Source organism: Kribbella amoyensis, assembly GCF_007828865.1.
GTDB lineage: Bacteria > Actinomycetota > Actinomycetes > Propionibacteriales > Kribbellaceae > Kribbella > Kribbella amoyensis.
The window spans coordinates 5,964,080-5,990,722 of record NZ_VIVK01000001.1; the positions used below are offsets into that span (position 1 = coordinate 5,964,080).

General features: G+C 70.0%; 27 protein-coding genes, 1 tRNA gene and 1 riboswitch. Of the genes, 5 read left to right on the forward strand and 23 right to left on the reverse strand.

Annotation, left to right across the window (positions count from 1 at the left end; translation table 11 throughout):
* Nucleotides 1–12 precede the first annotated feature (12 nt).
* The 5 genes from FB561_RS27865 to uvrA form a co-directional block, all read right to left on the reverse strand.
* Nucleotides 13–408, reverse strand: coding sequence for a DUF6507 family protein (locus FB561_RS27865; RefSeq protein ID WP_145811739.1), 396 nt, complete (start codon nucleotides 406–408; stop codon nucleotides 13–15).
* A gap of 121 nt (nucleotides 409–529) precedes the next feature.
* The gene (locus FB561_RS27870; protein WP_145811741.1) at nucleotides 530–838 is read right to left on the reverse strand and encodes a hypothetical protein; all 309 of its coding nucleotides are present in this window, start codon (nucleotides 836–838) and stop codon (nucleotides 530–532) included.
* Between the two features lie 19 nt (nucleotides 839–857).
* The gene (locus FB561_RS27875; RefSeq protein WP_145811743.1) at nucleotides 858–1,178 is read right to left on the reverse strand and encodes a hypothetical protein; all 321 of its coding nucleotides are present in this window, start codon (nucleotides 1,176–1,178) and stop codon (nucleotides 858–860) included.
* A 138-nt stretch (nucleotides 1,179–1,316) separates the two neighbouring features.
* A complete protein-coding gene (locus FB561_RS27880) occupies nucleotides 1,317–1,655 on the reverse strand; it encodes a hypothetical protein (protein ID WP_238335097.1) in 339 nt (112 codons plus the stop codon).
* Between the two features lie 214 nt (nucleotides 1,656–1,869).
* Nucleotides 1,870–4,872 (reverse strand): excinuclease ABC subunit UvrA, encoded by a 3,003-nt coding sequence (uvrA, locus tag FB561_RS27885; protein WP_145811745.1) that lies wholly within the window; start codon nucleotides 4,870–4,872, stop codon nucleotides 1,870–1,872.
* Nucleotides 4,873–5,216: 344 nt separating this feature from the next.
* Between uvrA and FB561_RS27890 the strand changes: the two genes are divergently transcribed.
* Nucleotides 5,217–5,876, forward strand: a complete 660-nt coding sequence (locus tag FB561_RS27890; protein WP_145811747.1) for an MBL fold metallo-hydrolase — start codon at nucleotides 5,217–5,219, stop codon at nucleotides 5,874–5,876.
* On the opposite strand, the gene FB561_RS27895 is transcribed toward FB561_RS27890, so the two are convergent.
* The 15 genes from FB561_RS27895 to dop form a co-directional block, all read right to left on the reverse strand.
* Nucleotides 5,877–8,507, reverse strand: coding sequence for a PKD domain-containing protein (locus FB561_RS27895; RefSeq protein ID WP_145811749.1), 2,631 nt, complete (start codon nucleotides 8,505–8,507; stop codon nucleotides 5,877–5,879). It abuts the gene before it with no gap.
* A gap of 135 nt (nucleotides 8,508–8,642) precedes the next feature.
* Nucleotides 8,643–9,311: a tetratricopeptide repeat protein gene (locus tag FB561_RS27900; RefSeq protein WP_202880755.1), complete on the reverse strand. Its 669-nt coding sequence runs from the start codon at nucleotides 9,309–9,311 to the stop codon at nucleotides 8,643–8,645.
* 102 nt (nucleotides 9,312–9,413) lie between these two features.
* Nucleotides 9,414–10,346 carry a S1C family serine protease gene (locus tag FB561_RS27905; protein ID WP_145811751.1) on the reverse strand — a complete coding sequence of 311 codons (933 nt, stop codon included), beginning with the start codon at nucleotides 10,344–10,346 and terminating at the stop codon, nucleotides 9,414–9,416.
* Between the two features lie 111 nt (nucleotides 10,347–10,457).
* Nucleotides 10,458–10,530: transfer RNA gene (locus FB561_RS27910), tRNA-Pro, on the reverse strand.
* Between the two features lie 73 nt (nucleotides 10,531–10,603).
* Entirely contained in the window at nucleotides 10,604–11,986 is a 1,383-nt protein-coding gene (gene der, locus FB561_RS27915) for a ribosome biogenesis GTPase Der (protein ID WP_238335098.1), read from the reverse strand.
* Nucleotides 11,979–12,707 carry a lysophospholipid acyltransferase family protein gene (locus tag FB561_RS27920; protein ID WP_145811754.1) on the reverse strand — a complete coding sequence of 243 codons (729 nt, stop codon included), beginning with the start codon at nucleotides 12,705–12,707 and terminating at the stop codon, nucleotides 11,979–11,981. Before FB561_RS27920 ends, der begins: the two co-directional genes overlap by 8 nt.
* A complete protein-coding gene (gene cmk / locus FB561_RS27925) occupies nucleotides 12,704–13,387 on the reverse strand; it encodes a (d)CMP kinase (RefSeq protein WP_145811757.1) in 684 nt (227 codons plus the stop codon). The genes FB561_RS27920 and cmk overlap by 4 nt, the downstream gene beginning before the upstream one ends.
* A gap of 10 nt (nucleotides 13,388–13,397) precedes the next feature.
* Nucleotides 13,398–14,474, reverse strand: a complete 1,077-nt coding sequence (locus FB561_RS27930) for a prephenate dehydrogenase (protein WP_145811759.1) — start codon at nucleotides 14,472–14,474, stop codon at nucleotides 13,398–13,400.
* On the reverse strand, nucleotides 14,471–14,839 hold the full coding sequence (aroH, locus tag FB561_RS27935) for a chorismate mutase (protein ID WP_145811761.1): 369 nt from the start codon (nucleotides 14,837–14,839) through the stop codon (nucleotides 14,471–14,473). Before aroH ends, FB561_RS27930 begins: the two co-directional genes overlap by 4 nt.
* Before the next feature lie 104 nt (nucleotides 14,840–14,943).
* Nucleotides 14,944–15,852 (reverse strand): bifunctional 5,10-methylenetetrahydrofolate dehydrogenase/5,10-methenyltetrahydrofolate cyclohydrolase, encoded by a 909-nt coding sequence (locus FB561_RS27940; protein WP_145811763.1) that lies wholly within the window; start codon nucleotides 15,850–15,852, stop codon nucleotides 14,944–14,946.
* Nucleotides 15,853–15,883: 31 nt separating this feature from the next.
* Nucleotides 15,884–15,975: riboswitch (ZMP/ZTP riboswitch) on the reverse strand.
* Nucleotides 15,976–16,225: 250 nt separating this feature from the next.
* Nucleotides 16,226–16,885, reverse strand: a complete 660-nt coding sequence (locus FB561_RS27945) for an NUDIX hydrolase (protein WP_145811765.1) — start codon at nucleotides 16,883–16,885, stop codon at nucleotides 16,226–16,228.
* Nucleotides 16,882–17,745 carry a proteasome subunit alpha gene (gene prcA / locus FB561_RS27950; RefSeq protein ID WP_145811767.1) on the reverse strand — a complete coding sequence of 288 codons (864 nt, stop codon included), beginning with the start codon at nucleotides 17,743–17,745 and terminating at the stop codon, nucleotides 16,882–16,884. The genes FB561_RS27945 and prcA overlap by 4 nt, the downstream gene beginning before the upstream one ends.
* Before the next feature lie 30 nt (nucleotides 17,746–17,775).
* Entirely contained in the window at nucleotides 17,776–18,615 is an 840-nt protein-coding gene (gene prcB / locus FB561_RS27955) for a proteasome subunit beta (RefSeq protein WP_145811769.1), read from the reverse strand.
* Nucleotides 18,616–18,623: 8 nt separating this feature from the next.
* Nucleotides 18,624–18,833 (reverse strand): ubiquitin-like protein Pup, encoded by a 210-nt coding sequence (locus FB561_RS27960; protein ID WP_145811772.1) that lies wholly within the window; start codon nucleotides 18,831–18,833, stop codon nucleotides 18,624–18,626.
* A gap of 58 nt (nucleotides 18,834–18,891) precedes the next feature.
* The gene (dop, locus tag FB561_RS27965) at nucleotides 18,892–20,412 is read right to left on the reverse strand and encodes a depupylase/deamidase Dop (protein WP_145811774.1); all 1,521 of its coding nucleotides are present in this window, start codon (nucleotides 20,410–20,412) and stop codon (nucleotides 18,892–18,894) included.
* A 73-nt stretch (nucleotides 20,413–20,485) separates the two neighbouring features.
* On the opposite strand from dop, the gene FB561_RS27970 reads away from it, so the two are divergent.
* The 4 genes from FB561_RS27970 to FB561_RS27985 are packed head-to-tail and all read left to right on the forward strand — an operon-like array spanning nucleotide 20,486 to nucleotide 23,207.
* Nucleotides 20,486–20,986: an NUDIX hydrolase gene (locus tag FB561_RS27970; RefSeq protein WP_145811777.1), complete on the forward strand. Its 501-nt coding sequence runs from the start codon at nucleotides 20,486–20,488 to the stop codon at nucleotides 20,984–20,986.
* Complete coding sequence (locus FB561_RS27975; RefSeq protein WP_145811779.1) at nucleotides 20,983–21,726, forward strand: phosphotransferase; 744 nt, start codon at nucleotides 20,983–20,985, stop codon at nucleotides 21,724–21,726. The genes FB561_RS27970 and FB561_RS27975 overlap by 4 nt, the downstream gene beginning before the upstream one ends.
* A 48-nt stretch (nucleotides 21,727–21,774) precedes the next feature.
* Nucleotides 21,775–22,374, forward strand: a complete 600-nt coding sequence (locus tag FB561_RS27980) for an RNA polymerase sigma factor (RefSeq protein ID WP_145811781.1) — start codon at nucleotides 21,775–21,777, stop codon at nucleotides 22,372–22,374.
* The gene (locus FB561_RS27985; protein WP_145811783.1) at nucleotides 22,371–23,207 is read left to right on the forward strand and encodes a hypothetical protein; all 837 of its coding nucleotides are present in this window, start codon (nucleotides 22,371–22,373) and stop codon (nucleotides 23,205–23,207) included. Before FB561_RS27980 ends, FB561_RS27985 begins: the two co-directional genes overlap by 4 nt.
* A gap of 87 nt (nucleotides 23,208–23,294) precedes the next feature.
* Here FB561_RS27985 and FB561_RS27990 read toward each other — a convergent pair whose 3' ends face one another.
* The 3 genes from FB561_RS27990 to FB561_RS28000 all read right to left on the reverse strand — a co-directional run bounded on the left by FB561_RS27990 (nucleotide 23,295) and on the right by FB561_RS28000 (nucleotide 26,576).
* Nucleotides 23,295–23,654: a hypothetical protein gene (locus tag FB561_RS27990; RefSeq protein WP_145811784.1), complete on the reverse strand. Its 360-nt coding sequence runs from the start codon at nucleotides 23,652–23,654 to the stop codon at nucleotides 23,295–23,297.
* A 150-nt stretch (nucleotides 23,655–23,804) separates the two neighbouring features.
* Nucleotides 23,805–25,550 (reverse strand): proteasome ATPase, encoded by a 1,746-nt coding sequence (arc, locus tag FB561_RS27995; protein ID WP_145811786.1) that lies wholly within the window; start codon nucleotides 25,548–25,550, stop codon nucleotides 23,805–23,807.
* Nucleotides 25,551–25,619: 69 nt separating this feature from the next.
* Nucleotides 25,620–26,576 (reverse strand): tRNA (adenine-N1)-methyltransferase, encoded by a 957-nt coding sequence (locus FB561_RS28000; RefSeq protein WP_145811788.1) that lies wholly within the window; start codon nucleotides 26,574–26,576, stop codon nucleotides 25,620–25,622.
* Nucleotides 26,577–26,643 lie beyond the last annotated feature (67 nt).

Consider the following 26,643-nt stretch of genomic DNA (forward strand, 5'->3'; position numbering starts at 1 on the left):
TGGTTCCCCCGATCAGACCGCGTTGCGCGGCGGCTTCGGCGCGGCCGCGGCCGCTGCGTTCCGGATGACCTGGCGCGGGCTGACCCCGTCGGTGCGCTGGATGCCGCGCTGGGCAATCCGGGCCATCTCCTCGTGCCCGTTCGCCAGGGCGGTCAGCGCGTCCGCGGTGCCCTTCAGGACGTCGCCGGTGTGCTTGACCATGCCCGGCAGCGAGTCCTTCCACTTGTCGACGAACTCGCTGATCGCGATCCCGATGGGACCGCCCTTGCCGCTCATCGACGCCTGCTCGCCGGCCGTCGTCAGCGAATCGCTGAGCTTCTTGCCGATCCCCTCGTAGCCGCCGGCCTTCGTCTGGAGCCCCTTGAGACTCTCCATCGCCGCCGTGGCTTCGACCGTCCAGTTGACCATTGCTCTACCTCTCGACGCCCCCGAGCAGGGCTCACCCGTGTACCCGATCCGTCCCGCGGCAAAGGGTCACGACCAGCACGCCGTCAGCGCGCCGGTCGCCCCACCCTCTTTGCTGTGTCTGTCAGGTGTTGCCGATGTCCTGCACGGCCTTCGAGGCCTTCTGGAACGCCGTGTCCGCGGCGCCGTCGAACTCGGCCAGCGTCTGCGCCAGGGACTTGATGATGCCCTGGACCTCGGTGGCGGCCGCGTTGAACTTCTCCTCGACCGCGCCGTAGTCGTCCATCACCTTGGTCATGGTGGCGTCGCCGCGCATGGCCTTCACGTTCGACTTGTGCTGGGCGATCAGCGTCTCGATCTGGCCGGACAGGCTCTTGATCGACGCCTGCGTCTCGCTGCTGGCGCCGCTGTCGTAGCTGTTGCGTCCCGACATCTTTGTGTCTCTCCCCGTCTCAGCGCTTGTTGAACTTGGCGCCGTCGAAGTTCGCCGCGCCCTCGGCCTTCTTGGCGGCCTGGGCCATGTCGCTCTCACCGGTCCGGGTCGCGGCGTCCATGCCGGCCTGGCCCTTGGCGATCGCGGCGAGGCCGGCGTTCAGGTCCGCGGCGATGCCGTCGACCCGGCCCTTGAAGCTCTGGAACGCCTGGTACCCGGAGCCCTGGATCTTGCCTTCCAGCGGCTGGGCCGCGGCGGCCAGCTTCTTCACCAGTCCACCGAGATCCTGGGTGTTGGTGCCCGTCTTCTTGGAAAGGGTGCTCAGGGTGTCCTTACCCATGTCCCAACGTTGTCCACTCACCGCTGCTGTCCCTCCGAGTTCTCGATGCCGGCTCCCGACGTCCTCACCATAGACGTGGCCGGGGTCGCTCCCGGTTCCCTGGTGAAGCGGTCCGAATCCGCTGATTTCACAGGTATTTCAGGTCCGTCGCGGCGACGGCGACGCACTCGGCGTCGGCGAACCGCCAGGGGTGGTCGGGCCCGTACTGGCCGGCGCACTGGGGCTCGGGGCAACGGGTCCGTTCGGGTCCTTGCCCTTCGAGTCCTGGATGAAGGAATACCCGACGCAGCCCGCGCAGACCACAGCCGCGACGGCCGCGCTGGCGAACAGCTTCGTGACGCCCTCGTCCAGGGTGTGCCGCGTCCGGGCGGCCCCGAACAGCCAGGCCTCCCGCAGCCGCCGGCGCCGGACGGCCACCGACTCGATCAGCTGGGTGTCGTACTGCCGCGACACATGCACCCCTTCGTCCGCACTCAAACGTCCCGCCTAAATCTAGACGCTCGCGGGTTCGCCCCGGGACGCACCACCCGGTCCACAGTTCCAGCCGCGCGGTCCGCCCCGACAGCCTTTGCGGCCAGGTCGAACCGAGAAGCCCCCGACAGCTTCCTGCCATGGCAGGAAGCGCCACCCGCTGCCCCGCCACGAGGTGGTTGCCAATATCAACCAACCCTCGGCGGGGCGAGCGAGAAGGTCAGCCGGCCCGCTTGGCGGCTGTCTTCTTCGCTGCCGTCTTCTTGGCCGGAGCCTTCTTGGCCGCGGTCTTCTTGGCCACCGCCTTCTTGGCCGGGGCCTTGCGGGCCGCGGTCGCCTTGGCCGCCGTGGCCAGCTTCTTGGCGCTGGGCTTGGCGGCGCGGCCCTCGAGGATCTCGGCCAGGAAGCGGCCGGTGTACGACGCCTGGTTGGCGGCGACCTCCTCCGGGGTGCCCTCGGCGACCAGGGTGCCGCCGCCGCGACCGCCCTCGGGGCCGAGGTCGACGATCCAGTCGGCGGTCTTGATGACGTCGAGGTTGTGCTCGATGACCAGGACCGAGTTGCCCTTGTCCACCAGTCCGCCGAGCACGCCCAGCAGCTTGCGGATGTCCTCGAAGTGCAGACCCGTCGTCGGCTCGTCCAGCACGTACACCGTCCGGCCGGTCGAGCGCTTCTGCAGCTCGGAGGCCAGCTTCACCCGCTGAGCCTCACCACCGGACAGCGTCGGGGCCGGCTGACCGAGCCGGACGTACCCGAGCCCGACGTCGACCAGGGTCTTCAAGTGCCGGGAAATAGCCGGGATCGCGGCGAAGAACTCCGACGCCTCCTCGATCGGCATGTCCAGGATGTCCGCGACCGTCTTGCTCTTGTAGTGCACCTCGAGCGTCTCGCGGTTGTACCGGGCGCCGTGGCACACCTCGCAGGGCACGTACACGTCGGGCAGGAAGTTCATCTCGATCTTCAGCGTGCCGTCGCCCGAGCACGCCTCGCATCGGCCGCCCTTGACGTTGAACGAGAACCGGCCCTGCTGGTACCCGCGGACCTTCGCCTCGGGCGTCTCGGCGAACAGCTTGCGGACGTGGTCCCAGACCCCGGTGTACGTCGCCGGGTTGGACCGCGGGGTGCGGCCGATCGGCGACTGGTCCACGTGGATCACCTTGTCGACCAGGTCCAGGCCGGAGATCTTGGTGTGCCGGCCGGGCACCGCGCGGGCGCCGTAGATCTGCCGCGCCAGCGAGGTGTACAGGATGTCGTTGACCAGCGTCGACTTGCCCGAGCCGGACACCCCGGTGACCGCGACGAAGACGCCCAGCGGGATCGTCACGTCGATGTCCTTGAGGTTGTGCTCGCGAGCGCCGTACACGGTCAGCTCGCGGCCCTCGGTCAGCGGCCGCCGGACCGCCGGGATCGGGATCTCCTTGCGGCCGGACACGTACGCCCCGGTGATGGAGTCCGGGTGGTTCCGCAGGTCGTCGACGGTGCCGGACACGACCACCTGGCCGCCGTGCTCGCCGGCGCCGGGGCCGATGTCGACCACCCAGTCGGCGTGGTCGATGGTGTCCTCGTCGTGCTCGACGACGATCAGCGTGTTGCCCAGCTCCTTGAGCCGGACCAGGGTGTCGATCAGCCGCCGGTTGTCCCGCTGGTGCAGACCGATCGACGGCTCGTCCAGCACGTACAGGACACCGACCAGGCCGGACCCGATCTGGGTCGCCAGCCGGATCCGCTGCGCCTCTCCGCCGGACAGCGAGCCGGCCGGCCGGTTCAGCGCGAGGTAGTCGAGACCGACGTCGAGCAGGAACCGCAGCCGCTCGCCGATCTCCTTGACCACCCGCTCGGCGATCTGCTTCTCCCGCGGGGTCAGCTCCATGTCGGCGAGGAAGCCGTGCACCTCGTCGATCGACATCGCGCTGACCTCGGCGATGTTCCGGCCGCCGAGGGTGACGGCGAGCGAGATCGGCTTCAGCCGGGCGCCGTTGCAGGCCAGGCACGGGACCTCGCGCATGTACTCCTCGAAGCGCTCCCGGCTGGTGTCGCTGGACGCCTCCGCGTGCCGGCGCTCGACGTACGGGATCACGCCCTCGAAGGTGGTGTAGTACGAGCGCTCGCGGCCGTACCGGTTCTTGTACGACACGTGGACCTGCCGGTCGTGGCCGGTGAGCAGCGCCTTCTTCGCCTTCGCCGGCAACTCGGCGAACGGCGTGCTGGTCTTGACCTTCAGGTCCTTGGCCAGTGCGGTGAGCAGGCGCTCGAAGTACTGCGACACGTTGGCGCCCGACCACGGCTGGATCGCGCCCTCGTCGAGCGACTTGGACGCGTCCGGGACGAGCAGCTCCGGGTCCACCTCCATCCGGGTGCCGAGACCCGAGCAGACCGGGCAGGCGCCGTACGGGGAGTTGAACGAGAACGAGCGCGGCTCCAGTTCGTCGATCTGCAGCGGGTGGTCGTTCGGGCAGGCGAGCTTCTCGGAGAACCGGCGCTCGCGGTGCGGGTCGTCCTCGGGCAGGTCGACGAAGTCCAGCGTGACGATGCCGCCGGACAGCCCGAGCGCGGTCTCCACCGAGTCGGTCAGCCGCTGCTTGGCCGACCCCTTCACGGCGAGCCGGTCGATCACCACGTCGATGGTGTGCTTCTTCTGCTTGTCCAGCTTCGGCGGCTCGGTCAGCTGGATGGTCTCGCCGTCCACCCGGGCCCGGGAGAAGCCCTGGCCGGTGAGCTGGCGGAAGAGGTCGAGGTACTCCCCCTTGCGGCCGCGGATCACCGGGGCGAGCACCTGGAACCGGGTGCCCTCGTCCAGTTCGAGCACCCGGTCGACGATCTGCTGCGGGGTCTGCTTGGCGATCGGCTCGCCGCACTCGGGACAGTGCGGCCGGCCGGCCCGCGCGAACAGCAGCCGCAGGTAGTCGTACACCTCGGTGATGGTGCCGACGGTGGAGCGCGGGTTCCGCGAGGTGGACTTCTGGTCGATCGAGACGGCCGGTGACAGCCCCTCGATGAAGTCCACGTCGGGCTTGTCCATCTGGCCGAGGAACTGCCGGGCGTACGCGGACAACGACTCCACGTAGCGGCGTTGGCCCTCGGCGAAGATCGTGTCGAACGCGAGGCTCGACTTGCCCGACCCGGACAGCCCGGTGAAGACGATCATGGCGTCCCGGGGCAGGTCGAGCGAGACGTCCTTCAGGTTGTGCTCACGCGCGCCACGCACGATCAGACGGTCAGACACAAGCTCACTCTCAGCCGTTCTCGAGGGTTTCACGGGGCGGATCGAAGGCCTCCCGCCGGGCGTGGACCACGCCGGCGACAGGCTCCCGGAGGCGCTCCAGGGACATGCCCGGTCATGCTAACGAGGCCCACCGACAAAAACTTCCACGCCGGATCTCGCGGCCTCTTTCGAAAGCATATTCGATCGCCTCCACCCGGAGGAACGAGCCGCCCCGCCCGGGGTTACCACCGGCGCCCGGCGAGCCCCGCACAGTTGTCCACAGCGGCCCGGACTCGCGTTCGCCCGAGCCGCCGCAGAGTGCGAGGATCGGGGTCAGCAGCAGGTCACCGACCCGGGGAGATGGCATGAGCGAGTACCACGGCAACGTCCGCGTCGGCGGGCCGGTGCAGACCCACGAGCTGGCCCAGCTGATGATCACCAAGGTCGCCGTCGGGCCGATGGACAACAACGCGTACCTGCTGCGCTGCCGGCTGACCGACGAGCAGGTCCTGATCGACGCGGCGAACGACGCGCACACGCTGCTGACCGTGATCGGCAGTGGTGGGATCAGCCGGGTGATCACGACCCACCGGCACCAGGACCACTGGCAGGCGCTCGCCGAGGTGGTCGCCAAGACCGGTGCGACCACGATCGCCGGCCGCCACGACGCGGAGGGCATCGGTGTCCCGACCGACGTCCTGGTCGACGACGGGGACCTGATCGAGTTCGGCCGGGCGGGGCTGCGGGTGGTCCACCTGGTCGGCCACACCCCCGGGTCGATCGCGCTGCTCTACGACGACCCGAAGGGGCCACCGCACCTGTTCACCGGTGACTCCCTCTTCCCGGGCGGTGTCGGCAACACCCGCGGCGACGCCGACAACTTCACCTCACTTCTCAACGATGTCGAGGCCAAACTCTTCGACCGGCTCCCCGACGAGACCTGGGTGTACCCGGGCCACGGCGCCGACACCACGCTCGGCGCCGAACGCCCGAGTCTCCCCGGCTGGCGGTCCCGCGGCTGGTGATCAGCCGGCCGGCAGCACCAGGCTGATCATGACGGCCCGGCTCGCCGCGTCCGTGAGCGCGGTCAGGCCGCCTGCCGTGCCAGTGGGTACCGGTCCGCCGCTGTCCGCCAGCAGCGAACTGATCCGCCCGCTCCCGGATCCGATCTGGACGTCCCTGGACGTGGCCGCCGCAGGGGGTGTCCACGCCGTGGTCGTCGACGACTTGTCCGCCCAGTAGGACACCAGCCACGAACCGGCCGACGCCACGTTCACCGTCGGGGTCGCGTGGGCCGTCATGCTGGTGGCGTCGGACCGCTGGCTCACGGTGGGTTGACTCGACGCTGTGCCTCGATAAGCCCCCACCTGCAGGCTCACCTTGGTGAAGGCGTCGAGTGTCAGCCGCACCGTCTGACCAGCGTCGGCGGCCGAGGCGATCTTCCACCACGCCATGGTCCGCTGCGAACCGGCGACGACGTTCTCCAAGTTGGTCCAGCCGGTCACTCCGGACGGCCCGGTCACCGTCGTACTGGTCACGTTGAGCGTCGCGAACAGCAGCAGCGCGTCTCCCGCCTGGACGGTGGTCGGCAGAGTGACTGCGGGAGCTGTCGTGTTCGCGACGGTCCCAGCGGATCCTCGGAAGCCGACCCCGCTCGTTGCTCCCGCCGTGACCTGGTGAGTGACCTGCCCGGTCGCCCCGGCGCCGTCCGTCACCGTGAGCGTGACGTTGCGGGTACCAGCCGTCGAGTAGGTGTGACTCGGCCGAACGCCCGACCCGGTCCCGCCGTCACCGAAGGTCCACGAATACGTCGCGATGGGGCCCTCGGCATCGGACGAGGCCGAGCCGTCGAACGTGCAGGTCAGGTTGGTACAACTCGACGTGAACGCCGCGACCGGCGGCTGGTTCGAGGTCGACACGGTGTAGGCGAGATGCAGGATCGGGCTGGCGGCGCCGTCGTTCGAGGACGCGCGGCGCTCCCCCGTCCCGGTGAGGACGAACCCCATCGCGTTGCCCTGACGCCAGCCTGGCCGGTTCAGTACCTCCTGGGCCACGGCGCGGAAGTCGGACGTGCGCTGGGCCGACCCGGACTGGCCCGAGCCCGTCCACGCAGGCGGACTCCAGGTGGCGCGCGCCTGGGTCCGCGGTCGCGACGTCACCGTGGTGGGCTGCGCGGTGAAGGAGGCAGTGTCGTTCTCGGCGATGCCGGCGATCTGGACCGTGGTCGAGCCAGAGTTCGCCCCGCTCGACAGGAACTGGATCCAGGCCGCGGTGAGCGTCGCGCCCGGCGGCACGTCCACGTTGTCGAAGCGGAGGCCGACCGTTTGTGTCGTGTTGCCCGCGTTCGGGATGTTGAGCGTGCTCGACGCCCACTCCGCGTACCCGGTCGGCCGCTGCTCGACGTCGTCGAACGCCCGCGCGACCGTCATCTCCACCGGCAGTGCTCCGCCCGGAGCGACGACGGTGACCTGCAGATCGTCCGACCCGGTGAGCGCCGAATCGCTGCCTACAGCGCGGACGACGTACGTCCCCGCCGCGCTGAAGGTCGCGTTCGTCTGGGCCGATTGTGGCGAACCGAACGTCACCGTCCCCGGCCCGCTCACCGCTTGCCAGGAGACCGTTGTCGCGGTGGTCGGTAGCCCGTCGTCGGTGACGGTTGCGCGCAGGGCGAGTGGTTCGCCGACATGGACCGGCTTGTCCGGTCCCACGGAGACGACCGGCGGGAGGTTGGGGATCGGCGGCAGGTTCACCGCCATCTCGTACAGCTTGCCGTCGTTCTCGTTGGGGTTGGTGTCGTTGTCCACGCCGCGATCGACGAGGTACAGGTTCCATTGGCCCGAGTTGTTCGACGCCGGGGCCACGGTGATCCCGGCCGCGAAGACCTGGTTCGAGGCGGAGATGTCGATCCGGTTGATCAGCATCATGTTCCGGTTGAACTCGTAGGCCGTCTCGGACGCGCTGTCGATGACGAGCAGCGTGTTCCGGCCGGGGTGATAGCCGATCCCCTCCGGATCCCGGACGCCGTACCGGCCGACGTCGAACTCCGTGTCGAGGTCGTCGCCGGCCGGCGCGATCCCGTCGAAGACGCCGTTCGGACCGGGCGAGACCCGATGCACGTCGGTGTCCGCGCCGTCCAGCACGAACAGTTCACCGGTCGGCGGGAAGAACTCCACCTCTTCCGGATCCTGGCTCTGGAAGAGCGCGGTGCTGAACGTCGTCCGGGTGTCGTCGCCGGTCCCGTACCGTCCGTCGGGCCCCGCCACCAGCTCGTACGTCCGGAACTGGTCGTCGTCCGACACGAACAGGTGCCCGTTGGCCGGGTTGTAGCCGACGCCGGCCGGCTCCTTCGTGTACGCGGTCGTCACGCCGGTGGTCTGGAGGACGCCGGACCGGGTGGTCTCGAACAGGTTGACGCCCGCGTACAACGCGACCTCGTCCACCTCCGCGTCCGAGATCATCAGCCGATCCCGGCCACTGAGGTAGGTGATGCCGGACGGATCCGGAACCGGTGGATTGAAGTTGGACGTCAGGACGGTCCGGACCAAGGTGGCGGACACGGTCGCGGCCGTGGCCGGCGACGCGGAGAGGAAGAGTACCGACGGCGCCAGCAACAGCGCGGCCGCGGCACCGGACAGGAATGGACGGATCGATCGCATGGCAAGGCCCCCCGGCTGACTCGGGCGGCCGGTGGGACGGCAGCCGAGTCGACTCTCAGCTTCGTTGCACCCAGGCGCCGTCGGAAGGCGGCGTCGTCACCCCCAGGCCCGGCAGTCCCCCACCTGTGCCGATGCCTATTCGGAAGATAACCCCGATCCACCAGGCTGAGCCAGCTCCCCCGCCGCCTGGCCGATCTGGTCGAGGATCCTGGTGGCGCCCGCTTGCTCTGCGAGTGTCGTGGCTTCGGCAACGAGCGCGGGGACGTCTTCTGGACGGTCCTGGGCTTTCGCGAGATAGATCAGGCCGACCAGGTTGGCGGCGGCGCCGGCCGCGAAGCCGAGCGTGCGGCGGAGGTTGGTGGAGCGTTCGAGGAGGTTCCGGGCCTGATCGAGGGATCCCGCGGAATGGGCGGCGACGCCTTGGTGCCGCAGGACGTACGACAGGGTCAGCTCGTCGCCGGTCCGGATCGCCAGGTCGTGTGAGCGGGCGAGCGCGGTGAGTGCGGCCTCGTCGTCGCCCTTGACCACCTGGTGGAAACAGCCGATCCAGAAGAGCGCCCGCCCCTCGCCCACCTCGTCGCCGAGCTTCCGGTAGAGGTCGGCGGCTCGTTCGAAGTGCGTCAGCTCGGCCGGATCCTCCACCTGCGTCTCCAGGTACCGCCCGTGCAACAGCTTGCCCCGCGCGAGCACGAGGTCGGCCTCGGCCGCGTCCAGCTGGTCCGCGGCCTCCGTCAGTACCCCGTCACCTCCCACGAACACCGCCTGGTCGTACAGCTCCCCTGCCCTGACAACTCGCGTGTCCACCCCTGCTCCCTCCGACGGTCTGCCCCCTGATCCTAGGCTCGAACCGTGAGCAGCTTCGCGGAGTACAGACTCGGGCCCGCCCGGCGTGCTGTCCAGGGGCCACTACCGGTCCGTGAGCTCGGCGGGTAGTGCGACCACGTCGACCAGGGCGCCGTTGCGGATCGCCGTGATCTCGGTCCGCCGGCCGATCGCGTCGGCGAAGAGTTGCCGCTGCAACGACTGCGCGTCCCGCAACGCGGTGCCGTCGACGGCCAGGACCAGGTCGCCCGCCCGCAATCCCGCCTCGGCCGCCGGACTGCCCGCGATCACCTCGACGACACGCAACGCGTTCCGCTGACCGAACCGCTCCGCCAACTGCGGCCGCAGCGGCGCCGGCGTGGTCACCAGGCCGAGGTACGCACGGCGGACGCGGCCGTCGTTCAGCAGGGCGTGGATGATCCGCCGGGACGTCGGGTTCATCGGGACCGCCAGTCCCAGCCCGATCCCGGCCACCGCGGTGTTGATCCCGATCACGCGTCCGTTGCCGTCGGCAAGAGCTCCGCCGGAGTTGCCGGGATTCAGCGCCGCGTCGGTCTGGATCACGTCCTCGATGATCCGCTGGGCCGAGCCGCTGCGCACCGGCAGCGACCGGCCGAGGCCGCTGACCACGCCGGCGGTGACGCTCCCGGCCAGGCCCAGAGGGTTGCCGACAGCAACGACCAGGTTGCCGACCTTGAGGTGGTCCGCGTCGCCGTACTCGGGCGGGTCGGGAATGTCCCGGTCCGCCCGCAGGACGGCGAGATCCGACAGCCGGTCGACTCCGATCACCGCGGCCTGCGCGGCGGTCCCGTCGGCGAACTCCGCGGTCGCCGTGTCGCCGTCGCCGACCACGTGCGCGTTGGTGAGCAGGTGCCCGTCCCCGGTGAGCACCACGGCGGAACCGGACGAGTCACCCCGCCGACTCCGCACCCGCAGGCTTGCCACCCGCGGGATGAGCTGTTCCGCGACACCCGAGACCACCCGGGAGTACGCGTCGAGTACGTCGTCCTCCGCCATCACTGCCTCCTGATTACATCATTACAACGCGATCAAGAGCACGACGGAAGAACCTCGGTGGGACAACGACGAAGGCCCTGGCGGGAGAGTCTCCTACCAGGGCCTTCACTGTCGGGCTGGCCAGACTTGAACTGGCGACCCCCGGTCCCCCAGACCGGTGCGCTACCAACTGCGCCACAGCCCGATTCGCTCGCTCACTCGGGGCGAGCGAGCTAAACCTTACCCCATCGCCGAGGCGGTTCCGACCAGGGCTCGGCTCAGCGCTTGGCCTTCTTCGACCGGGCCCGGATCTGGACGTGCACGGGGCTGCCGACGAAGCCGAAGTCCTCGCGCAACCGGCGTTCGATGAACCGCTGGTACGACGGCTCGATCTGCCCGGAGGTGAAGATCGCGAACGTCGGCGGCATCGTCGTCGCCTGGGTACCGAACAGGATCTTGGGCTGCTTGCCGGACCGCACCGGGTGCGGGTGCGCGGCGACCAGCCGGCCCAGGAACGCGTTCAGCTGGCCGGTCGGGACGCGGGTCTGCCAGCCCTCCAGCGCCGCCTCGATCGCCGGGACCAGCTTCTCCATGTGCCAGCCGGTCAGCGCGCTGATGTTCACCCGCGGCGCCCACCGGAACTGGACCAGGTCGCGCTCGATCTCGCGCTCCAGGTAGTACCGGCGGTCGTCCTCCATCAGGTCCCACTTGTTGTACGCGATCACCAGTGCCTTGCCGGCTTCCTCGACCGCGTTCATGATCCGCAGGTCCTGCTCGCTGATCGGCTCGGACGCGTCGATCACCACCACGACGACCTCGGCACGCTCGATCGCGGAGTTGGTCCGCAGCGACGCGTAGTACTCGTGGCCCTGCGCGTTCTTCACCTTGCGCCGGATCCCGGCCGTGTCGATGAACCGCCACGGCTTGCCGCCGAGCGTGATCAGCTCGTCCACCGGGTCGACCGTGGTGCCGGCGACGTCACTGACGACGACCCGGTCCTCCTTGGCCACCTTGTTCAGCAGCGAGGACTTGCCCACGTTCGGCTTGCCGACGATCGCGACCCGGCGCGGTCCCCCGGTCTCGCCGTCGCGCTCGGGCGGCGCCTCGGGCAGTGCGGCCAGGACCGCGTCGAGCATGTCGCCGGTCCCCCGGCCGTGCATCGCCGAGATCGGGAACGGTTCGCCGATCCCGAGGCTCCACAGGCTCATCGCCTCGGACTCGATCCGCTGGTCGTCGACCTTGTTCGCGGCCAGCACGACCGGCTTGCCGGACTTGCGCAGTACCCGGACCACAGCCTCGTCCGCGTCGGTGATCCCGACGGTCGCGTCGACCACGAACAGCACCGCGTCGGCCGCGTTGATCGCCACCTCGGCCTGGGCCGCGACGAGGGCGGCCATCCCGACCGCGTCCGGGTCCCAGCCGCCGGTGTCGACCACCGTGAACGCCCGGCCGGCCCAGTCGGCGTCGTACGAGACCCGGTCCCGGGTCACCCCGGGGGTGTCCTCGACGACGGCCTCGCGGCGGCCGAGGATGCGGTTCACCAGCGTGGACTTGCCCACGTTGGGTCGGCCGACGATCGCGAGCACCGGCACCGGGCCGGTGTCCTCGCGGTCGTGGCTGGTCTCGGCTTCGGGATATCCGTAGCCGGATACGTCACTCATCAGGATCCTTCTCGTCTGGCGCGCCCGGGAGCGGGTGGCCGGTGGCTTCGACGGCGGCCCGGACATGCGCCCGCAGCACCTCGCCGATCTGGTCGGCCGTCTTCCGTACCTCGGAGTGCCGCCTCGGAAAGGGTACGCGGTCCACGGTGAACGGTTCGCCGTACACCACGTCGATCCGGCTCCCCTTCGGCGGATAGGCCTCCACCCGGCCGCCGGGCAGGCGGGTCCCGATCAGGGCGACCGGCACGATCGGCGCCCCGGTCACCAGGGCGAGGTACCCGACTCCGGTGCGGATCCGGGCGAAGTCGCCGGCGCCGCGGGTGCCCTCCGGGTAGATGCTCAGTACCCGGCCGTCCCGGAGCGCCTGGATCGCACGGCGGATCGCGAGCACGTCGTACGTCGACCGGTCGACCGGGATCTGGCCGACCCGGGTCAGGAACTTGCCCTGCAGGCCGTGGAACGCCTCGATCTTGCCGAGCTGGTGCAGCATCCGCGGCGCGACCGCACCGAGCAGCGGCCCGTCCAGCAGGCCCAGGTGGTTCGGGGCCACCAGTGCGGGACCGGTCCGCGGGAACAGGTCCTCGTTGTGCACGGTGAGGTCGTAGTGACGGAACAGGTAAGTGCGGACGAGGGCCCGCATCGGCAGCCCCAACCGGTACGGCAGCGGCGGGAGGTCGTCCGTTCGGGGCAGCTCCCGGTGCCCGGTGACTTCGGCGGTCATGACTCCTGGTCGCGCGGAGCGGCCTCGGCCTCCTTCGCCAGCCTGCAGATCACGTCGATGACCTCCTCCAGCGAGAGATGGGTGGAGTCGATCGTCACCGCGCCGTCCGAGGCCACCTGGAACTCCGACACGGTGGCGTCGTCGGCGTCGCGGCGGACGATCTGGTCGTGCAGCTGCTCGGCGGTGACGCCCTCGGCCAGCTCGGCCTTGCGGCGGGCCAGCCGGGCGTCGGTGTCGGCCGTGAGCAGCACCTTGAGCTCGGCGTCGGTCGCCACCACGGTCGCGATGTCACGGCCCTCGACCACGATCCCGCCGGTCGGCTGGGCGGCGTCGATGATCGCGCGCTGCCGCCGGATCAGCTCCGCGCGCACCTCGAGGTTGGTGGCGATCTTGCTGACGCTGGCGCTGATCCGCGGGTCCCGGATCGCCTCGGTGACGTCGGTACCGTCGGCGGTGAAGTGGCCACGCTGCGGGTCGGTGCTGATCCCGAGGTCGAGCGCCCGGGCCCGGGCCGCGACCGCCTCGGTGTCGTCCAGGTCCAGCCCGTGCTCGAGCGCCGACCAGGTCACCGCGCGGTACGTCGCGCCGGTGTCGAGGTACCGCAGCCCCAGCCTGGTCGCGACGCCACGCGCCGTACTCGACTTACCGGAACCGCTCGGGCCGTCAACAGCGATGATCATGGGCGGAAGATTACCGGTGGACGGACCAGCCCCGCTCGGTCAGGACCCGGACCAGCTGATCCACCGACGCGGGCTTGACCGCCAGCTCGACCTCACCGACCGGGCGGCCGGGGCTGTGGTCGATCCGCAGATCCTCGACGTTCGCACCGGACGCGGCCGCGTCGGCGAACAGCCGGGCCAGCTGCCCCGGGCGGTCGGGGATCGTGACGAGCACCGAGACCAGCTCGATGTGCGGCGACCCGTGCTTGCCGGGAACGCGGACCGCGCCGGACACGCCCCGGCGGAGGACGGCGGTGACCTCGTCGGCCGCCTCCTCCTTGCCCAGGGCAATCAACAGCCGGTCCAGCTCGTCCCGGATCTGCTCCAGCAGGCCGCTCAGCGCGGGCGAGTTCGCGGACACGATCTGGGTCCACAGCCCGGGGTCGCTGGCCGCGATCCGGGTGACGTCGCGGACGCCCTGGCCGGACAGGTCGAGGTGGGCCGACGGCGCGTCGACCAGGGTGCCGGCCGCGAGCGACGACATCAGCTGAGGCAGGTGCGAGACCCGCGCCACGGCGAGATCGTGGTCGGCCACGGACAGCTCGACCGTACGCGCCCCGCAGGCCTCGGCGAGCCGGCGGACCAGCTCGACGGCCTCAGGATCGCTGGTCGGATGCGGCGTGATCGCCCAGGTCGCGCCGTCGAACAGATCCGCCCGACCGGCGAGCGGCCCGTTCCGCTCGGACCCGGCCATCGGGTGACTCCCAACGTACCGAGCGAGGTCGTCGGCCGCCTTGTCGGTCAGTGCCTTCGCGTCGGCGAGTGGCTTGCCTTTCACGCTGGCCGCGTCGGTGACGATCGCGTCGGTCTGCCGCAACTGCTCCGCGATCACCTCACCGACGTGGTCCGGCGGAACCGCGACCACGACGAGCTGCGGCGCCAGCTGGACCAGCCGCGAACCGGCCCCGATCCGCTCGGCCATCAGGGCGCTGTCGGGATCGGCGTCGATCAGCTCGACCACAACCCCGAGCCGGGTCAGGGCCAGGCCGATCGACGTCCCGATCAACCCGGTCCCCACCACCCGGACCGGACCGCGTAACTCGGTCACTGCGCACCGGTCAGATCCGGGCGCAACGCCACCGCCCCGTGCAGGTAGACGTGCTGGATCTTCTCCCGCGACCGCGGCGACTCGGCGTGCAGCATCATCCGGACCACCCGCGGCAGCGCGTGCGGTACGTCGATCTCCTGCATGCACATCAGCGGTACGTCGGTCAGGCCGATCTGCCGGCCGGCCACCGCCGGGAACTCCGAGTGCAGGTCCGGCGTGACGGTGAACAGGATGCTGATCAGGTCCTCCGACGCCAGGTCGTTCGCCTGCAGGACCGCCCGGACCAGCTCGGCGGTCCGCTCGAGCAGGTGCTCCCGCTCGTCCGCCTCCAGCTGGGTGGCACCCCGGATCGCCCGTACCGCCACTGCCTGCCTCCTCGTTCGCGCCGCACCCTGTCCGAGTGCTGGTTGCCTGTCTCAACCCTAGGTCAGACCTCCCGGCACCCGCGCAGGTGTCTCGGATTTCCGTCTCAGACCGACGCGGTACCGGCGGCCGTCTGCGCCTCGGCGGCGTCGACGGTCTGCTCCAGCAGCAGCGCGATCGTCATCGGGCCGACGCCACCCGGGACCGGGGTGATCAGGCTCGCCACCTCGGTGGCTTCCTCGAAGTGCACATCGCCGACGTTGCCCTCGTTGTACCCCGCGTCCACGACCACGGCGCCCGGCTTCAGCCAGCTGCCACGGACGAAGTTCGCCTTGCCGACGGCCGCGACGACGATGTCGGCCTGCCGGACGATGTCCGCGAGATCCTTGGTCCGCGAGTGCGTGTAGGTGACCGTCGCGTTCGATGCCAGCAGCAACATCCCGGCCGGCTTCCCGAGAATCGGACTCCGCCCGATCACGACCGCGTGCGCACCCGACAAGGGCACCTCGTACGCCTCCAGCAGCCGCAGGATCCCGCCCGGCGTACAGGACCGGAACCCCGGTTCGCCGAAAGCCATCGCCGCGAACGCGTGCATGGTGACGCCGTCGACGTCCTTGGCCGGCGCGATCGCCTCGAAGGCGGCCCGCTCGTCGATCTGCGCCGGGACCGGGTGCTGCAACAGGATCCCGTGCACCTCCGGATCCTCGGACAGCTTGGTCAGCTCGGCGACAAGCTCCTCGGTGGTGGTCTCCGCGGGCAGCACGACACTGCGCGAACCGATCCCGGCCTTCTTGCTCCGGTTCTGCTTCATCCGCACGTACGTCGCGGACGCCGGGTCATCGCCGACCAGCACGGTCGCGAGACACGGCTGTACCCCGGTCCGTTCCCGCAGAGCCTCGGCCCGGACCGCGGCCTTGGTCACCATCTCCGCGGCGAGCTCGGTCCCGATCATCAACCGGGCCTGGGGCTGCGTGGTCGCGTTGTCGGCGGACTGGGTGGGGGTGCTCTGGGTCATGGGGCGCGCTCCTTCGGGCGTCGACGAACAGGTCGGTTGCCCAGGCGCGCGGCTCGAGCCGGAGGATCCCGGCAGACCGTTCCCCGGTGGTTCACCACCTCAACGCCAGTAGCGGTCCACTCACCAGAGTAGGCGATCCCCGATCCAGGGCCTCACCCTCACCCTCACCCCCGCACTCACGCCAACCTCCACTAGACCCTTACGCCCTCGGCACCCAGCCGACTGACGTGTTGTTTGACGGCTGACGGGTTGCAACCTGCCATCGGCCCAAGAACCCGCTACCGGCCGAACAACCCGTCAGCCATAAGCCGGCGGGGACATCCGGCGGCGGTGCGCCAGCACCTGTACCCGAGGCCGCCGGTCCCCAGATCATTCAGAGGAGGCCGGCTCGGTCGAGGGCGTAGTAGGCGGCGTCTGTGCCTGTCATGGTTCCTGGGGTCCGGAGGTCGCGGCGGAAGTCCTCGACGGTCAGTTCGACCGGGACGCAGTCCTCGTAGTCGTCCAGGTCCTGGTGGCCTTCGGCGCGGCAGTCGCGGGCTATCGCGATGTGCTTGCGATAGAGCGACGAGGTGGCCGCCAGCCAGCCGACCAGCTCGATCGACCCGCAGCGGTACCCCGTCTCCTCCTCGAGCTCACGGACGGCCGCCGTCGCTGGATCCTCGCCGACGTCGATCAGGCCGCCGGGGAGGTTCGTGACGACGCGGTCGAGGCCCGGGCGGAACATGCGGACCGTGACGATCCGGCCTTCCGGGGTGAGGGGCAGAACCGTGATACCGGCCTGGACCCCTTTGGACAGCGCCGGGCTGAACACGTCCCAGTCGACCTCGCGCCCGTCCGGCAACCGGTACCGCCGGACGCGCACGGTGAGGAACCCGTCGAACCCGGGCCGCTCCCCCAGCACCTCCCACGGCTCCGGATCGCCCGGTCGCCGATCGACGAACTCCGCACCCGGCACCCCGTCGACGCCCCGAACGAGACCGTCCGCCGTCGGAGTGGATCCGGCGGCGGACGGGTTCGCTTCTCGGTCGGTCACAGGGGGCGGTCGTCGTCCGGGTCTTCCGGGGGCGCGACGGGGGCGTCGTCCTCCGGCGGGGCGACCGGGGCGTCGTCGTCGCTGTCGCTCTCGTACGAGCCGCCGTTGACGGACTCCTGCTGCTCGGTGTGCGCGGCCGGCTCGGCGGGGGCCGTGTCGGGCCGGGACTCCGCGAGGATGCGTTCCAGCGTCTCCTCGGAGATGCGCTTGAACTTGCGGGTCTGGGACCTGGTCCGGTCCAGCACCGCGACCTCGATCTGGTCGGGCGTCAGCTGCCGCACCTCGGAGCTGTCGTGACCGAGGGCGTCCACCGCCAGCCGGAGCGCACCCGCGAGCGAGATGCCCTCCTGGTAGTGCTCGCCCACGTAGTCGGCGACCTGCTCGGCCGGACCGCCCATCACCGCGTACCCCCGGACGTCGGCGATGGAGCCGTCGTAGGTGAGCCGGTAGATCTGGTCGTCGGCACCGGTGGCCCCGATCTCGGCGACCAGGATCTCCACCTCGAGCGGCTTCTCACCGCCGGACGAGAAGATCGCGCCGAGGGTCTGGGCGTAGGCGTTGGCCAGCGCCCGGCCGGTGACGTCGCGACGGTCGTAGGAGTACCCGCGCATGTCGGCCAGCCGCACGCCGGCGATCCGCAGGTTCTCGAACTCGTTGTACCGGCCGACCGCGGCGAACGCCATCCGGTCGTAGATCTCGGCGACCTTGTGCAGCGCGGGCGACCGGTTCTCCGCGACGAACAGGATGCCGTCGGCGTACTGCAACGCGATCGCGCTGCGACCCTTGGCGATGCCTTTGCGGGCGAAGTCGGCCCGGTCCCGCATCAGCTGCTCGGGTGAGACGTAGAACGGAACGCTCATCGATATCCTTCGTGAACTCGGGGACCAGGCTCAGGACAGCGGCGCGGCCGGGCCGTCGGGACGCTGCAGCCGGGCCGCGACGACGCTGTCGACGATCGCGCCGACCTCGTCCTCGGGCATCCGCTGGTAGCCGTCCGAGGTGACGACACCGACCACCGGGAAGATCCGCCGGGCCATGTCCGGCCCACCGGTCGCGGAGTCGTCGTCGGCCGCGTCGTACAGCGACTGGATCGCCGCCGTCACGCACTCGGTCGCCGACAGGTCCTCCCGGTACAGCTTCTTCAGCGCACCCCGGGCGAACAGCGAGCCCGAACCGACACTGTGGAAGGCCTGCTCCTCGTACCGCCCGCCGGTCGGGTCGTAGGAGAAGATCCGGCCGCCCTTCAGGTGCTCGTCGTAGCCCGCGAACAGCGGCACCACGGCCAGCCCCTGCATCGCCATCGCCAGGTTGCCCCGGATCAGCGCGCTCAGCCGGTTGGCCTTGCCGTCCAGGCTGAGCGTGGTCCCTTCCAGCTTCTCGTAGTGCTCCAGCTCCACCTGGAACAGCCGCACCATCTCGACCGCGAGCCCGGCCGATCCGGCGATCCCGACGCACGAGTACTCGTCCGCGGGGAACACCTTCTCGATGTCGCGCTGGGCGATGATGTTGCCCATCGTCGCGCGCCGGTCGCCGGCCATCACGACGCCGCCCGAGAAGGTGGCGGCGACGATCGTGGTGCCGTGCGGGACGTCTTTGGACAGGTCACCCGTCCCCAGCGACCGCCGTCCGGGCAACAGGTCGGGCGCGTGCCCGGCCAGGAAGTCCATGAACGACGAGCCGCCTGGGGTCAGGAAGGCTTCCGGCAGCCGGCCGGAGGCATCGAATGTCATCGAGCGGTTCACTCCCCACCCTTTTGCACGAACCCGCGGACGAACTCTTCCGCGTTCTCCTCGAGCACCTCGTCGATCTCGTCCAGGATCGAGTCGACGTCCTCGTCGAGCCGTTCCTTGCGCTCGGCGACGTCCTCGGAGACCTCGACCTGCTCGACCTCTTCCTCGGTCGACGAACGCTTCGGCTGCTTGTGCTGCTGACCGCCGTCCTTCGCCATGGCACACACCTCCTAGAACCGCTGGAGAGGCCGCCCAACCGACCCCTCTACAGCGACCCTACCCGTCGGCACCCCCAGTGATGGTGCGAACCAGGTCACTCGCGGTGTCGCAGTTATCAAGAAGTGCTCCGACATGGGCTTTCGTGCCCCGCAACGGGTCCAGGGTCGGGATCCGCTGGAGCGATTCGCGGCCCGGCAGATCGAAGATCACCGAGTCCCAGGAGGCCGCCGCGACCTGCGCCGCGTACTGCTGCATGCAGCGGCCGCGGAAGTACGCGCGGGTGTCCGTCGGCGGGTGCGAGACCGCCATCCGGATCTCCTCGTCGCTGACCAGGCGCTGCATCCGGCCGGCCTTCACCAGCTTGAAGTACAGCCCCTTGTCCGGCCGGAGATCGGCGTACTGCAGGTCGACCAGGTGCAGCTTGGAGTCGTCCCAGTCCAGCCCGTCGCGATCGCGGTAGGACTGGAGCAGTTTGAGCTTGGCGACCCAGTCGAGCCGGTCGGCCAACTGCATCGGGTCCGTGGCGAGCTGGTCGAGCACTTCCTCCCAGCGGTGCAGCACGTCCTTGGTCTGCCGGTCGGCGTCGTCGCCGTACTTGTCCTCGACGTACTTGCGCGACTGCTCCAGGTACTCGGTCTGCAACTGGACCGCGGTCAGCTTGCGGCCGTCCTTCAGCGTGATCAGGTGCGTGCAGGACGGGTCGTGGCTGATCTCGTGCAGCGCGGTCACCGGCCGGTCGACGGACAGGTCGTCGGTCAGCCAGCCGTCCTCGATCATCGACAGCACGAGCGCGGTGGTGCCGACCTTGAGATAGCTGGAGATCTCGGACAGGTTCGCGTCGCCGATGATCACGTGCAGCCGGCGGTACCGGTCCGGGTTCGCGTGCGGCTCGTCGCGGGTGTTGATGATCGGCCGCTTCAGCGTGGTCTCCAGCCCGACCTCGACCTCGAAGTAGTCGGCCCGCTGGCTGATCTGGAAACCGTGCGCGGTGCCGTCCTGGCCGAGCCCGACCCGGCCCGCGCCGGTGACCACCTGACGGCTGACGAAGAAGGGAGTCAGGTGCCGCACGATCGACGCGAACGGCGTGGACCGGCGCATCAGGTAGTTCTCGTGCGAGCCGTACGACGCGCCCTTGTTGTCGGTGTTGTTCTTGTACAGGTTGAGCGGTGGGGCGCCGGGGATCTGCCGGGCCTGCCGGGCGCCTTCCATGATCACCAGCTCGCCGGCCTTGTCCCAGACCACGACGTCGCGCGGGTTCGTGCACTCCGGCGCGGAGTACTCCGGGTGGGCGTGGTCGACGTACAACCGGGCGCCGTTGGTGAGGATGACGTTGGCCAGCCCGGTCTCCTCGTCGGTGAGCTGGCTGGAGTCGGCCACCTCCCGGCTCAGGTCGAAGCCGCGCGCGTCCCGTAACGGGTGCTCCTCGTCGAAGTCCCATCGGGTCTTGCGCGCCAGCGGCTGCGTCTGGGCATAGCCGTTCACCACCTGGCTCGAGGTCAGCATCGGGTTCGCCCCGGGCTGGCCGGGCACCGAGATGCCGAACTCGGTCTCGGTCCCCATGATCCGCCGCACACTCATGCGATCGAGCCTACGCGGTCGGGCCCGGGAAAAGCGTTGAACTGTCCACAGGCTCACGTGTGAGACTGCCCGGATGGACGAACTTGTGGCCCTGCTCGACGCCGACGGCCGGGTCTGCGGCTCCGCACCGCGCTCGGTGATGCGCCGGGACAACCTGCGGCACTCGGCGACCGGCGTCCTGGTCCGCAACGCGGCCGGCGACATCTACGTGCATCGGCGCACCCCCACCAAGGACGTGTACCCGGCTCGCTACGACTTCATGGCCGGTGGTGTCGTCGCGGCCGGCGAGGACCCGTTCGACGCGGTGGTGCGGGAGCTGGCCGAGGAGCTCGGCATCTCCGGGGTCGAGCTGGAGAAGCTGCCCGAAGGTGACTACGCCGACGACGACACGAACTACCACGCGTACCTCTACGCCTGCCGGTGGGACGGTCCGATCCAGCACCAGCCGGAGGAGGTGGACTGGGGAGCGTGGATGACCCCGGCCGAGCTCGTGCAGCGCCTCGACGATCCGGACTGGTCCTTCGTCCCGGACACGACCGCCCTGCTCGGCTCGTACGTCCGGGCCCTCGTATGACGATCACGGACAACGGCTGGGACTCCCGCGCCTGGCTGGAGGGCTCCTGGGTCCACCGTGAGCCCCGGCGCCCCGAGGTACGGCCGAAGCTGCTCGCCGAGACCCAGCTGCTCCCTTGGCTCGCTCCACAGCTCCCTGTCCCCGTACCGATCCCCGAGCCCACCGAGTACGGCGTACGTCACCAACTGCTCGTCGGTGAGCCACTGACGGACGGCAGTACCGCGCTGGGCCGGCAGCTCGGGTCGTTCCTCAAGGCGCTGCACGGGGTCGACCCGGACGAGGCCGTCGCCTACGGCGCCCAGGACCGTGAGACGGCGGCGGCCGAACGCGCTGAGGTCATGCAGCAGATGCGAGACGAGGTACTGCCGTTGCTGCCGACGGACGTACGCGCTGCGGGAACCGCTCTCCTCGGGCGGCTCGGGCACGTGTTCACCCAGCTCGTCCACGCGGACCTCGGTCCGGAGCACCTGCGGATCCGGGACGGCCGGGTCGCCGGAATCATCGACTGGACCGACGCGCACATCGGCGATCCCGCGTTGGACCTGTCCTGGCTGCTCCACAACTCCCCGGCCGGTATCGCGGCAGGCGTGGCCGAGACGTACGAGGTGAGCCACGAACTGCGTGAGCGGGCACGCGACTGGCACCGGCTCGGCCCGTGGTACGCGGTGCTCTACGGGCTGGAGAACGACCTGCCCGACGAGATCGAGGGTGGGCTGGCCGGAGTACTCGTCCGGCTGTGAGGCAACCATTCGGCGGGGTCGTGGTCATTCCCTGATGTGGAGATCATCATGACCGCGTCGGACGCCGCCCGGGCCGCTCCCGACGACGAGGTGTGGGAGCGGCTCCGGGAGGGCGATCAGAGCGCCCTCGGCGAGTTGTTCGACCGGTACGCAGACGACGTGTACGCCTTCGCGTTCCGGCGGACCGCGTCCTGGGCCGCGGCCGAGGACGTCGTGCAGGCGACGTTCCTGAGTACCTGGCGCCGGTTCCACCGCGACCCACCGGGCCCGCTCACGGTACCGAGCGCGCGCGGCTGGCTCCTGGTGGTCGCGGGCAACGAATGCCGCACCCTGTACCGCACCGGCCGGCGGTTGCGCGCGCTGGTGGACCGGCTACCGGATCCGCCGCACAGCCCCGATCACGCGGGCGAGGTGGCCCGCCGGCTCGACGACGAACGACGGATGTCGGCCGTGCGTCGCGCGGTCGGCAAACTCCCCCGGCACGAACGCGAGACGCTCGAACTCGTCGTCTGGTCCGGCCTCACCCTCGCCGAGGCGGCCGCGGCCCTCGGTGTCGCCGAAGGAACCGTCAAAGCCCGTCTGCACCGCGCCCGCCGCCGTTTCCCCGATCTGCTGTCGCGGGTCGCGCTCTCCGAGGAGCTGTCATGAACACCGATCTCGAACCACCGCCGGTCCCCCGGCTCACCGAGGACCAGCACAGCCGGCTCCGCTCCCGCGTCCTCACCGCAGCCGACCCGGTGCGGCGTACACAGCGTCGGTGGGTCGCACCGGTCGCTTCGGTGGCCGCCGTCGGTGCCGTCGTGGCCGGCACCCTGGTCGTCACGAACCGCCCCAGCGAGCCCACCCCGGCCGCCCCCGTCGGCGTCATCGACAAGAGCAAGATCGTGAAGACGCAGAAGGACCCCGGCGTGATCGATCTCGGTGCTGCGACGCCGACTGAAACAACGGAAGCGGCCAGGGCCTGCCAGTTGCCAGGGGGCGAGCGGACCGAGGTGCTCTGGAGCCGCAAGGTCGCCGGGCCGGCGCCGCTGAAGGCCGGCCTGGTCGTGCTGGCGAAGCAGACCCCGGGCCAGCCAGGCGGCTTCTACAACCTCGGTCTGGTCGCCGGTTTCCCCGGCGGTGTCTGCGGCGCGATCCGCGACGCGGACTGGAACCGGCAACCGACCCGCACCGACGGTCTCGTCACGCTCGCCGGTGCCGGTTCGATCGACTCGCCGGGCGCGGGCAAGGCCGCCCTGGCCGAGTACCGCGCGATCCACCGGGTCCGGCCCGAGATCGCCAGGATCGAGTCACGCTACGTCTGGCCGAAGGGTCACAGCGCGTGGTTCGCCGGGGTGGTCCAAGGCGGCTTCGCCTTCACGGTCGCCGCGGCGACGATCCCGGCCGGCCAGTACCAGCCGAGGACGGACGGGCAGAGCGATGTCCGGCAGGAGCTCCGGGCGTTCGACCGGGCCGGCCGGCCGGTACCGGTGACGTCCTGAGTCGAAGGCTGACCGGGCGCCAGGGGTACTGAGCGCCCGGTCAGCTGTCCACGGTGGCGACGCCCACCAGGAGGCGTCAGCCGGGCGTCAGCGGCCCATGAACCGGCTGATCGAGCGGGCCAGGTTGACCCCGACCAGGCCGCCCCAGCAGATGATGACGGCGATCGTGCCCTCCATGTTCGCGGCGATCGCGGTGATCGGGATGCCGGCCACGACGGAGACGATCGCGAGCGCGAGACCACCGGGGTCGCCGTCCGGCTTGCCCGGCGGCTGCTGCGGCTGCGCGGCCGGGAGCGGCGCGTTCACCGGCTGCCCGTACCGGGCGGCGGCGCGGGCGTCCAGCTTCTCCAGGAACCCGTCGATGATCTCGGGTTCGTAGTCCGCCCCCAGCTCCTGCCGGGCCGCGATCGCCGCCCCGAGGTCCTTGCGCATCTCGTCCGTCGCCATAACCGAGACGCTACGACCTCCGCGGCTCCGGGACTATCAGGGGAAACCCCGGCCCCTCCCGCTCCGGCCCCCGACAGCCGGCCCGCCGTCCCACCGCGGACAGCGAACTGCCCCGGATCCACAGGGGATCCGGGGCAGTCGACGGGCTGGTTACAGGTACTGACCGGTGTTCGTGGCCGTGTCGATCGACCGGCCCGGCTCGGTGCCCTGCTTGCCGGAGATGAGCGTCCGGATGTAGACGATCCGCTCGCCCTTCTTGCCGGAGATCCGGGCCCAGTCGTCCGGGTTGGTGGTGTTCGGCAGGTCCTCGTTCTCCTTGAACTCGTCCACGCAGGCCTGCAGCAGGTGCTGCACCCGCAGGCCCTTCTGGTTGTCGTCCAGGAACGCCTTGATCGCCATCTTCTTCGCCCGGTCGACGATGTTCTGGATCATCGCGCCCGAGTTGAAGTCCTTGAAGTACAGGACCTCCTTGTCACCGTTGGCGTAGGTGACCTCGAGGAAGCGGTTCTCGTCGGCCTCGGTGTACATCCGCTCGACCACGCGCTGGATCATCGCGTTGACGCACTCGCGGGTGTCGCCACCGAACTCGTGCAGGTCGTCGGTGTGCAACGGCAGCGTGGTGGTCAGGTACTTCGAGAAGATGTCCCGGGCCGCCTCGGCGTCCGGCCGCTCGATCTTGATCTTCACGTCCAGCCGGCCCGGCCGCAGGATCGCCGGGTCGATCATGTCCTCGCGGTTGGAGGCGCCGATCACGATGACGTTCTCCAGGCCCTCGACGCCGTCGATCTCGCTCAGCAGCTGCGGCACGATCGTGTTCTCCACATCGGAGGACACGCCCGAGCCACGGGTCCGGAACAGCGAGTCCATCTCGTCGAAGAACACGATCACCGGCATGCCCTCGGAGGCCTTCTCACGGGCCCGCTGGAAGACCAGCCGGATGTGCCGCTCGGTCTCGCCGACGTACTTGTTCAGCAGCTCCGGGCCCTTGATGTTGAGGAAGAAGGATTTCTGCCCCTCCACCCCGGTCTTCTCCGCGACCTTCTTGGCCAGCGAGTTCGCCACCGCTTTCGCGATCAGCGTCTTGCCGCAGCCGGGCGGGCCGTAGAGCAGCACACCCTTCGGCGGCTTGAGCTCGTGCTCCAGGAACAGGTCCTTGTGCAGGTACGGCAGCTCGACCGCGTCCCGGATCTGGTCGATCTGGCCGCCCAGACCACCGATATGGGTGTAGTCGATGTCCGGCACCTCTTCGAGGATCAGCTCCTCGACCTCGGACTTCGGGATCTTCTCGTAGACATAGCCGGAGCGGGGCTCCAGCAGCAGCGAGTCGCCGGCGCGCAGCGGCACGTCGAGCAGCGGCGAGGCGAGCCGGACGACCCGTTCCTCGTCGGCCTGCGCGATGACCAGTGCCCGCTCGCCGTCGGCCAGCAGCTCCTTCAGCATCACCACGTCACCGACGACCTCGAACTCGCAGGCCTCGACGACGTTCAGCGCCTCGTTCAGCATCAGTTCCTGGCCGAGCCGCAGCCCGTCCAGGTCGACCGAGGGGCTCGCAGCGACCCGGAGCTTGCGGCCCCCGGTGAACACGTCCAGCGTGTCGTCCTCGTTGCGGCCCAGGAAGGTCCCGAATCCGGACGGCGGTTGGGCCAGCCGGTCGACCTCTTCCTTGAGGGCGATGATCTTCTCTCGGGCCTCGCGCAACGTCTCCGCCAGTCGTTCGTTCTGCGCGGTCACGCTCGCCAAGGACGCTTGGGTTTCGGACAGCCTGCTCTCGAGCGACCGGCTGTCCGCCGGATGCTCCAGCAATCGACGCCGCAGCGCTGCGACCTCGGCTTCCAGGTACCGGACCTGGTTGCGCAGCTCTGCCGCGGTAGGACTCTCGTCTCCAGCCACGATCATCACCTCACCATGTGGGGCTCGACCCTATGGACCTTACCCAGAAAACCTCGCCGGGCAAGCTGAATCCCATCACGTGTCGGTTGCGGATGGGGTGCTTGCCGAAGGCGTGTCTCCGGCTGTTTCGGACCGGCGCGGGCCGGAATAGTCGTCGCCGTACGCCCCGGGCGCCGGACGGCGTTTCTTCAGCGGTGCCCGGAAGCCCGGAGCCATCCGGCGCGCCGTCACCAGGAACGCGGTGTGGCCCTGCATCCGGTGGCCCGGCCGGACCGCCAGACCTTCGACGTGCCAGTCCCGGATCAGCGACTCCCAGGCCCGCGGCTCGGTGAACTCGCCGTGCGCCCGCAACGTCTCCACCACCCGGCTCAGCTGGGTCGTGGTCGCCACGTACGCGCAGAACACACCGCCCGGCGACAACGCCTCGGCGGCCGCGTCCACGCACTCCCACGGCGCCAGCATGTCGAGGATGATGCGGTCCACGTCGGTCTCGGCCAGCTTCTCGACCAGGTCGCCGACCTCGAGCCGCCAGGCCGGGTGCTCGCCGCCGAAGAAGCCGGTGACGTTCTTCCGGGCGACCTCGGCGAAGTCCTCCCGCCGCTCGAACGAGACCACCTCGCCGTGGATCCCGACCGCCCGCAGCAGCGCCGTCGTCAACGCACCCGACCCGGCCCCCGCCTCGACCACCTTGGCGCCCGGGAAGACGTCGGCCATGGTGACGATCTGGGCGGTGTCCTTCGGGTAGATCACCGCGGCACCGCGCGGCATCGAGACCGAGTAGTCGGCCATCAGCGGCCGCAGCGCGAGGTACTCGACGCCGCCCTTGGACTTGATGGTGACGGCGTCGGGACCGTCGATCAGGTCGTCGTGGGCGATCCCGCCCTTGGTGGTGTGGAAGATCTTGCCGCGCTCCAGCAGCACCGAGTGCCGGCGCCCCTTGGAGTCGGACAGCGTGATCCACTCGCCCGGCTGCAACGGCCCGTGGTGGACCCCGGAGAACGCCTGATCAGGAAACTCACGTACATCGCCCATAAGACCGCTCACCCTACTTGTTCGCACCGACAGTTCCGTGCGCGCGGAGTACGGGCCGAGCGGGCGG

Coding starts and splice junctions, on each gene's coding strand:
- FB561_RS27985 (WP_145811783.1), top strand. CDS start 22,371: ATGAACACCGATCTCGAACCACCGCCGGTCCCCCGGCTCACCGAGGAC.
- FB561_RS27980 (WP_145811781.1), top strand. CDS start 21,775: ATGACCGCGTCGGACGCCGCCCGGGCCGCTCCCGACGACGAGGTGTGG.
- cmk (WP_145811757.1), bottom strand. CDS start 13,387: ATGATCATCGCTGTTGACGGCCCGAGCGGTTCCGGTAAGTCGAGTACG.
- FB561_RS27960 (WP_145811772.1), bottom strand. CDS start 18,833: ATGGCGAAGGACGGCGGTCAGCAGCACAAGCAGCCGAAGCGTTCGTCG.
- prcB (WP_145811769.1), bottom strand. CDS start 18,615: ATGACATTCGATGCCTCCGGCCGGCTGCCGGAAGCCTTCCTGACCCCA.
- FB561_RS27975 (WP_145811779.1), top strand. CDS start 20,983: ATGACGATCACGGACAACGGCTGGGACTCCCGCGCCTGGCTGGAGGGC.
- FB561_RS27990 (WP_145811784.1), bottom strand. CDS start 23,654: ATGGCGACGGACGAGATGCGCAAGGACCTCGGGGCGGCGATCGCGGCC.
- FB561_RS27920 (WP_145811754.1), bottom strand. CDS start 12,707: ATGACCGCCGAAGTCACCGGGCACCGGGAGCTGCCCCGAACGGACGAC.
- FB561_RS27905 (WP_145811751.1), bottom strand. CDS start 10,346: ATGGCGGAGGACGACGTACTCGACGCGTACTCCCGGGTGGTCTCGGGT.
- FB561_RS28000 (WP_145811788.1), bottom strand. CDS start 26,576: ATGGGCGATGTACGTGAGTTTCCTGATCAGGCGTTCTCCGGGGTCCAC.
- arc (WP_145811786.1), bottom strand. CDS start 25,550: ATGATCGTGGCTGGAGACGAGAGTCCTACCGCGGCAGAGCTGCGCAAC.
- FB561_RS27865 (WP_145811739.1), bottom strand. CDS start 408: ATGGTCAACTGGACGGTCGAAGCCACGGCGGCGATGGAGAGTCTCAAG.
- FB561_RS27890 (WP_145811747.1), top strand. CDS start 5,217: ATGAGCGAGTACCACGGCAACGTCCGCGTCGGCGGGCCGGTGCAGACC.
- der (WP_238335098.1), bottom strand. CDS start 11,986: ATGAGTGACGTATCCGGCTACGGATATCCCGAAGCCGAGACCAGCCAC.
- FB561_RS27970 (WP_145811777.1), top strand. CDS start 20,486: ATGGACGAACTTGTGGCCCTGCTCGACGCCGACGGCCGGGTCTGCGGC.
- FB561_RS27870 (WP_145811741.1), bottom strand. CDS start 838: ATGTCGGGACGCAACAGCTACGACAGCGGCGCCAGCAGCGAGACGCAG.
- FB561_RS27895 (WP_145811749.1), bottom strand. CDS start 8,507: ATGCGATCGATCCGTCCATTCCTGTCCGGTGCCGCGGCCGCGCTGTTG.
- FB561_RS27940 (WP_145811763.1), bottom strand. CDS start 15,852: ATGACCCAGAGCACCCCCACCCAGTCCGCCGACAACGCGACCACGCAG.
- prcA (WP_145811767.1), bottom strand. CDS start 17,745: ATGAGCGTTCCGTTCTACGTCTCACCCGAGCAGCTGATGCGGGACCGG.
- FB561_RS27875 (WP_145811743.1), bottom strand. CDS start 1,178: ATGGGTAAGGACACCCTGAGCACCCTTTCCAAGAAGACGGGCACCAAC.
- dop (WP_145811774.1), bottom strand. CDS start 20,412: ATGAGTGTGCGGCGGATCATGGGGACCGAGACCGAGTTCGGCATCTCG.